The sequence below is a fragment of the Pseudomonas sp. UBA6315 genome, assembly GCF_002438125.1.
Classification (GTDB): Bacteria; Pseudomonadota; Gammaproteobacteria; order Pseudomonadales; family Pseudomonadaceae; genus Aquipseudomonas; species Aquipseudomonas faucium.
Genome location: NZ_DJTF01000126.1, coordinates 1 through 6679, shown reverse-complemented (window position 1 = coordinate 6679; position 6679 = coordinate 1). Strand labels below are relative to the sequence as shown.

The window sequence follows — 6679 nt, the reverse complement described above, 5'->3', positions numbered from 1 at the left end:
CTGCTGGAGCTGGGCCATCGCGACATCGCCTATATCGGTGGCCCGGCCGAAACCGGCGTCAGCCAGTTGCGCCTGGCCGGCTTTCGGCGTGCGCTGGCCGAGGCGAAGGTCGAGGTGCCAAGCGCCAATGTGCTGCACTGCGACTTCACCAGCCCCGGCGGCCACGCGGCTGCCGCGCAATTGCTCGAGGGCCGGCGCCCCACGGCGATTTTTGCCGGCAACGACATGATCGGCTTCGGGGTGCTGCGGGCGGCGGCCGAGCGCAATATCAGCGTGCCGGGCGAGCTGTCGGTGATCGGCTTCGACGACATCGAACTGAGCCGCTACGTGTACCCGCCGCTGACCACGGTCGGCCAGTCGATACGCGAGCTGGGCGAAAATGCCGCGGCGCTTTTGCTGTCGCGCATCGCCACGCCGCGCCGCGAGGGCGCCGAGCAGCGCATCGTCGCCCCGCGCATCGTGCTGCGCGAGTCCACCGGGCCACGCCCGGATCTGTTCAATGATTACCGCTAAGGAATCGTCATGAGTGCCAAGGTGCTGGTGGTCGGTAGCCTCAACATGGACCTGGTCGCGCGCGCCGAACGGCTGCCCCGGCCAGGTGAAACATTGGCGGGCGAAAGCTTCTTTACCGTGCCCGGTGGCAAGGGCGCCAACCAGGCGGTGGCGGTGGCGCGCCTGGGTGGCAGTGTGGCCATGGTCGGCAACGTGGGTGATGACGCCTATGGGTTGCAGCTGCGCCAGGCGCTGGAAGTGGAGGGCATCGATTGCCAGGCGGTGGGTGTGTGCCAGGGTGTGTCCAGCGGTGTGGCGCTGATTACCGTGGATGCCGCCAGCCAGAACTGCATCGTCATCATTCCCGGTGGCAATGGCTTGCTGACGCCCGAGGCGGTGCAGCGCTTCGATGGGTTGCTGCAGGCTGCCGAGGTGGTCGTCTGCCAGCTTGAAGTGCCTGCCGCCACCGTGGCCTGGGTACTGGCCAGGGGGCGTGAGCTGGGCAAACGGGTGATTCTGAACCCGGCGCCGGTCACCGGCCCGCTGCCAGCCGAGTGGTTCGCCAACATCGATTACCTGATCCCCAACGAGCACGAGGTCGAGGCGTTGACCGGCGAGCCGGTGCGCGACCTGGACAGTGCCCGGCGCGCCGCCGAGCGGCTGTTGCAGATGGGGGCGGGCAAGGTGATTGTCACCCTGGGCGCACAGGGGGCGCTGTTCGTTGGCCCCGAGGGCAGCCGGCATTTCCCGGCGCCGCAGGTCAAGCCGCTGGATACCACGGCCGCCGGCGATACCTTCGTCGGTGGTTTTACCGCGGCGCTGGTGCAGGGCAAGGAGGAGGGCGAGGCGATCGCCTTCGGCCAGCGCGCCGCTGCGCTGTCTGTCACCCGTGCCGGCGCGCAGCCTTCGATACCTTATCTGGCGGAGCTGACCCCATGAAAAAGACCGCGCTGCTCAACGTGGCCTTGTCGCGCACCATTGCCGGCATGGGCCATGGCGACATCCTGGTGATCGGCGATGCCGGGCTACCGGTGCCGCCGGGTGTCGAGCTGATCGACCTGGCGTTGACGGCGGGCGTGCCGGACTTTGCCAGCGTGTTGCGGGCGGTGCTCAGCGAGCTGCAGGTGGAGCGGCATGTGCTGGCAGAAGAGATGCAGAAGGTGGTGCCGCCAGCGCTGGTCGAGATCGAGCGCTTGAAAGGCAAGCTCGGCAAGCGCGAGTGGCTGAGCCATGACGAATTCAAGGTGCTGTCGCGCAGTGCCCGCGCGGTGGTGCGTACCGGTGAGTGCCAGCCCTACAGCAACATTGCGCTGGTCTCTGGCGTGACCTTTTAGAAGCGAGGGCTGCGCCCTCGATCGCCGGCAAGCCGGCTCCCACAGGGGCTTGCTTCACCCTCAAGGCAACAGGAGTGCCCCATGCTCAAACCCCTGCTACAAGGACTGACCCTCATGGCCGCGGCCGCTACCACTACTCTCCAGGCCGCCCCCCGCGAGCTGATCATCGACACCGACCCTGGCGCCGACGACGTGGTCGCGCTGTTCCTTGCCATGGCGTCCCCTGAAGCGCTCGACATCCGCGCCATCACCACCGTGGCGGGCAACGTGCGCCTCGACAAGACCTCGCGCAATGCCCGCCTGGCCCGTGAATGGGCAGGCCGCGAAGGCATCCCGATCTACGCCGGGGCAGGGCGCCCGCTGGTGCGCACGCCCATCTACGCCGCCGAAGTGCACGGCGAGGAAGGCCTGACCGGCGTCCAGGTGCATGAGCCCAAGCAGCCGCTGGCCCAAGGCAGCGCCGTGCAATACCTGGTCGACACCCTGGGCGCCGCCAAGCCCCAGAGCATCACCCTGGCCATGCTCGGCCCGCAGACCAACCTGGCCCTGGCGCTCATCCAGAAACCGGAAATTGCCAAAGGCATCAAGGAAGTGATCGTGATGGGCGGCGCCCACTTCAACGGCGGCAACATCACCCCGGTGGCGGAATTCAACCTGTTCGCCGACCCGCATGCCGCCGAGGTGGTGCTGGCCAGTGGCGTGCCGCTGACCTACCTGCCGCTGGATGTCACCCACAAGATGCTGACCAGCGACGCACGCCTGAAGCAGATTGGCGCGGTGAACAACCACGCCAGCCAGTTGGTGGTGGACATTCTCAACGCCTACGTCAAGCACGACATGGATCTCTACGGCCTGCCCGGCGGCCCGGTGCATGACGCCAGCGTCATCGCCTACCTGCTCAAGCCCGAGCTGTTCAGCGGCCGGCGCATTCACATGAGCGTCGACAGCCGCGAAGGCCCGACCTTCGGCCAGACCGTCGCCGACTGGTACGGCGTGCTCAAGCAGCCGGCCAACGTGATGTGGGTGGCGGAGGGTGACGCCCAGGGCTTCTTCGACCTGCTCAGCGAGCGCCTGGCTCGATTGCAATAGCCGTGTGCGGTGCGTAGCGCTCGAACACCTGGTCGATGAAGCTGCGCGCCGCCTCGCCACCGCGGTCGCGCACCAGCAGGTCGATGGCGATCAGCAGCAGCTCTTCGGGCGTGCTGGGGCTGTAGGCGCTCTGGCCCTCGGCCCATTTGACCTTGATGTCGGCGTCGATGCTATGGCTGCTCATGAAAGGCTCTCACTGGGGGCCCAGGGCGGAGGGGCGAACACCTGACCCTGGTGTTCGAAGAAGGCATTGTGCCTTCACTTCTTAAAGTAAATCATGACATTGCGTCAATGGCTTTGCGCTTCCCAGCTTAAAAAGCTTAGCGCCTTGAGCCAGGCAGCGTGTGAGCAACGCCGCAAAATTCGGTGACGATTGCCTTTCGCCCAACGTGGCGAGTTCAGGCAGACTTGGGCGTTTTGCAACGAATGGCTGGTGGCGCTGTCCCATCAGGCAGTTCCCAGATCTGACTTAGGAGGATTCATGTTCCGAACCCGCGCTTCCCTGGCAACCTTGCTGGTGGCTGCCGTGCTGGCTGGTTGCAGCACTGGCGGTAACTCTGGTGGTGGCAAGGAGCCTGCTGCGCCCGCCGGCAACGACGGCCGTTGCGAGGCCAGTGGTGCCGACTTCGCCATCGGCAAGCAAGGCAGTGCCGAGCTGCTCGAGCAGGCGCGCAAGGCCAGTGGCTCGCAGATGGCGCGTATCCTCAAGCCGCATGATGTCGTGACCCTGGAATACCGCTCCGAGCGTTTGAACCTGAATGTGAACGAGCAGGGCGTGGTAACCCGCGTCAACTGCGGCTGATTATTCAGCAGGCATAAAAAACCCGCCACGAAGGCGGGTTTTTTTACAGCTTCCGAATTACTCCGGACGAACCTGTGCAGCCTGCATGCCCTTCTGGCCTTTCTCGGCGACGAAGGAAACAGCCTGGCCTTCTTTCAGGCTCTTGAAGCCGTCGGATTCGATGGCCTTGAAGTGTACGAACAGGTCGTCGCCGCCGCCTGCTGGGGTGATGAAGCCGTAGCCTTTCTCATCATTGAACCATTTGACGGTGCCGTTTTGGCGATTGGACATGGGGTGAATCTCCAGAGCATTTGATTTTTTCGATGGTGCAATGTGGCCGAGGCTACGGAGCACGGACAACATCATAGTCTAATTCTGCGGATGTGGCGCCTTTTACCTTCGCAGGATATTGATCCAGGCCAAATGATGCGTGCCTGATACCCTGCGAACCGGTCATTTCGGCTTGCAGGCGGCCTGTACCACGGTCTGTGCCTTCTGCATCAGCTTGGCATCGACGCCGTCGGTGCTGTTCAAATCCTTGATTTCAGCGTCAGTGAAGTTCTTCTTGATCGCTTGTGCGCCGCACGCGCAATGTTTGTCGGCGGATGCCGCGTCAAGGCCTTGGCCCTGGGCAACTTGTTTGCATTGCGACATGTAACCGGCCTCTTGGCCGGCAGGGAAGTTGCCAGCAGTCGCGGCCAGGGGCATCAACAGAGCGCCAGCAGCCGCTAGCGCTAGAAGAGACGGTACTCGCATAACCACACACTCCTTGGGTTAAGGTCTCATCAAGAGTAGGTTGCTTCCCAAAGTCTGATAGGAAATTTTCCGCGTTAGTTCACCGTGGCGGTGTAATTTCCAAATATTTCTGCCGGCTGCGCAACCTGCGTGCTAGCATGCTCGGCTTGCAGCTATCCAGTTGCAGCTATCTTTTTACCTTCCAGTCACTCAGGTCCCCCTGGCAAGCCGAAAGGCTTCTGCCACTGTGAGGCAGGCTTCCCCAAGGGAAGGCAGGTCGGATCTTGTACTGGCTCATCCCAACCCACGTGACCTTTGGTAGGGGTCACCACTAGGAGAGGAGGCGCCATGCCCGTTATTACTCTTCCCGATGGCAGCCAACGCGCGTTCGATCACGCCGTTTCCGTAGCCGACGTTGCCGCGTCGATCGGTGCAGGCCTGGCTAAAGCCACCCTGGCCGGCAAAGTCGATGGCAAGCTGGTCGATGCCTGCGACCTGATCACCCACGATGCCAAGCTGCAGATCATCACCCCTAAAGATGAAGAGGGACTGGAGATCATCCGTCACTCGTGCGCCCACCTGATCGGCCACGCGGTGAAGCAGCTGTACCCGACCGCCAAGATGGTCATCGGCCCGGTCATCGACGAAGGCTTCTACTACGACATCGCCTACGAGCGCCCCTTCACCCCTGAAGACCTGGCCGCTATCGAAAAGCGCATGCAGCAGCTGATCGAGAAGGACTACGACGTCGTCAAGAAGATGACCCCGCGCGCCGAAGTCATCGACGTGTTCAAGACCCGTCGCGAAGACTACAAGCTGCGCCTGGTCGAGGACATGCCCGACGAGCAGGCCATGGGCCTGTACTACCACGAAGAATACGTCGACATGTGCCGTGGCCCGCACGTGCCGAACACCCGCTTCCTCAAGGCATTCAAGCTGACCAAGCTGTCTGGCGCCTACTGGCGCGGCGATGCCAAGAACGAGCAGCTGCAACGCGTGTACGGCACCGCCTGGGCTGACAAGAAGCAGCTGGCGGCCTACATCCAGCGCATCGAAGAAGCCGAAAAACGCGACCACCGCAAGATCGGCAAGCAGCTCGACCTCTTCCACCTGCAGGAAGAAGCCCCGGGCATGGTGTTCTGGCACGCCAACGGCTGGACCGTCTACCAGGTACTCGAGCAGTACATGCGCAAGATCCAGCGCGAAAACGGCTACCAGGAAATCAAGACCCCGCAAGTTGTCGACCGCATCCTCTGGGAGCGCTCCGGCCACTGGTCCAACTACGCCGAGAACATGTTCACCACTTCGTCGGAAAGCCGTGATTTTGCGGTTAAACCGATGAACTGCCCGTGCCACGTGCAGGTGTTCAACCAAGGCCTGAAGAGCTACCGCGACCTGCCGCTGCGCCTGGCCGAGTTCGGTGCCTGCCACCGTAACGAGCCGTCCGGCGCCCTGCACGGCATCATGCGCGTGCGTGGCTTCGTGCAGGACGACGCGCACATCTTCTGCACCGAAGATCAGGTGAAGAAGGAAGCCGCCGACTTCATCAAGCTGACCCTGGACGTGTACAACGACTTCGGCTTCACCGATGTGGCCATGAAGCTGTCCACCCGTCCGGCCAAGCGTGTCGGTTCCGAAGAGCTGTGGGACCGTGCCGAAGGTGCACTGGCCGACGCCCTGAACGAATCGGGCCTGGAGTGGGAATACCAGCCGGGCGAGGGCGCCTTCTACGGCCCGAAGATCGAGTTCACCCTGCGCGACTGCCTCGGCCGTAACTGGCAGTGCGGTACCCTGCAGTACGACCCGAACCTGCCAGAGCGCCTGGACGCCAGCTACATCGCCGAAGACAACGCGCGCAAGCGCCCGGTGATGCTGCACCGCGCCATCCTCGGCTCGTTCGAACGCTTCATCGGCATGCTCATCGAGCACTATGCCGGCGTGTTCCCGGCGTGGCTGGCACCGACCCAGGCGGTGATCATGAACATCACCGACAAACAGGCCGATTTCGCCCTCGAGGTTGAGAAATCTCTGAACGGTAGCGGTTTCCGTGCCAAGTCGGACTTGAGAAATGAGAAGATCGGCTTTAAAATCCGCGAGCATACTTTGCTCAAGGTCCCGTACCTTTTGGTTATAGGGGATCGCGAAGTCGAAACGCAAACCGTCGCTGTGCGTACTCGCGAAGGCGCAGACCTGGGCTCCATGCCCGTCGCCCAATTCGCTGAGCTGCTGACACAAGCGGTTTCCCGGC

9 protein-coding genes are annotated in these 6679 nt (G+C 63.0%); 6 read left to right on the top strand and 3 right to left on the bottom strand.

Going from position 1 to position 6679, the window contains the following annotated elements; all coding sequences use genetic code 11:
- The 4 genes from B3E94_RS14815 to B3E94_RS14800 form a co-directional block, all read left to right on the top strand.
- A partial coding sequence (locus tag B3E94_RS14815) for a substrate-binding domain-containing protein (RefSeq protein ID WP_286914086.1) occupies positions 1-513 on the top strand: 513 nt, incomplete at its 5' end.
- 9 nt (positions 514-522) lie between these two features.
- Positions 523-1431: a ribokinase gene (rbsK, locus tag B3E94_RS14810; RefSeq protein ID WP_286914085.1), complete on the top strand. Its 909-nt coding sequence runs from the start codon at positions 523-525 to the stop codon at positions 1429-1431.
- Complete coding sequence (gene rbsD, locus B3E94_RS14805; RefSeq protein ID WP_236235396.1) at positions 1428-1826, top strand: D-ribose pyranase; 399 nt, start codon at positions 1428-1430, stop codon at positions 1824-1826. The genes rbsK and rbsD overlap by 4 nt, the downstream gene beginning before the upstream one ends.
- An 81-nt stretch (positions 1827-1907) precedes the next feature.
- Positions 1908-2915, top strand: a complete 1008-nt coding sequence (locus tag B3E94_RS14800) for a nucleoside hydrolase (RefSeq protein WP_286914084.1) — start codon at positions 1908-1910, stop codon at positions 2913-2915.
- On the opposite strand, the gene B3E94_RS14795 is transcribed toward B3E94_RS14800, so the two are convergent.
- On the bottom strand, positions 2887-3099 hold the full coding sequence (locus B3E94_RS14795; RefSeq protein WP_103446789.1) for a hypothetical protein: 213 nt from the start codon (positions 3097-3099) through the stop codon (positions 2887-2889). The genes B3E94_RS14800 and B3E94_RS14795 overlap by 29 nt on opposite strands.
- A gap of 297 nt (positions 3100-3396) precedes the next feature.
- Here B3E94_RS14795 and B3E94_RS14790 point away from each other — a divergent pair, with 297 nt between their 5' ends.
- Positions 3397-3717 (top strand): I78 family peptidase inhibitor, encoded by a 321-nt coding sequence (locus B3E94_RS14790; protein WP_286914081.1) that lies wholly within the window; start codon positions 3397-3399, stop codon positions 3715-3717.
- A gap of 57 nt (positions 3718-3774) precedes the next feature.
- Here B3E94_RS14790 and B3E94_RS14785 read toward each other — a convergent pair whose 3' ends face one another.
- Positions 3775-3987 (bottom strand): cold-shock protein, encoded by a 213-nt coding sequence (locus B3E94_RS14785; protein ID WP_194790438.1) that lies wholly within the window; start codon positions 3985-3987, stop codon positions 3775-3777.
- Between the two features lie 162 nt (positions 3988-4149).
- On the bottom strand, positions 4150-4452 hold the full coding sequence (locus B3E94_RS14780) for a hypothetical protein (protein WP_286914080.1): 303 nt from the start codon (positions 4450-4452) through the stop codon (positions 4150-4152).
- A 327-nt stretch (positions 4453-4779) separates the two neighbouring features.
- Here B3E94_RS14780 and thrS point away from each other — a divergent pair.
- The coding region (gene thrS / locus B3E94_RS14775) for a threonine--tRNA ligase (protein WP_286914078.1) at positions 4780-6679 on the top strand (1900 nt) is incomplete at its 3' end.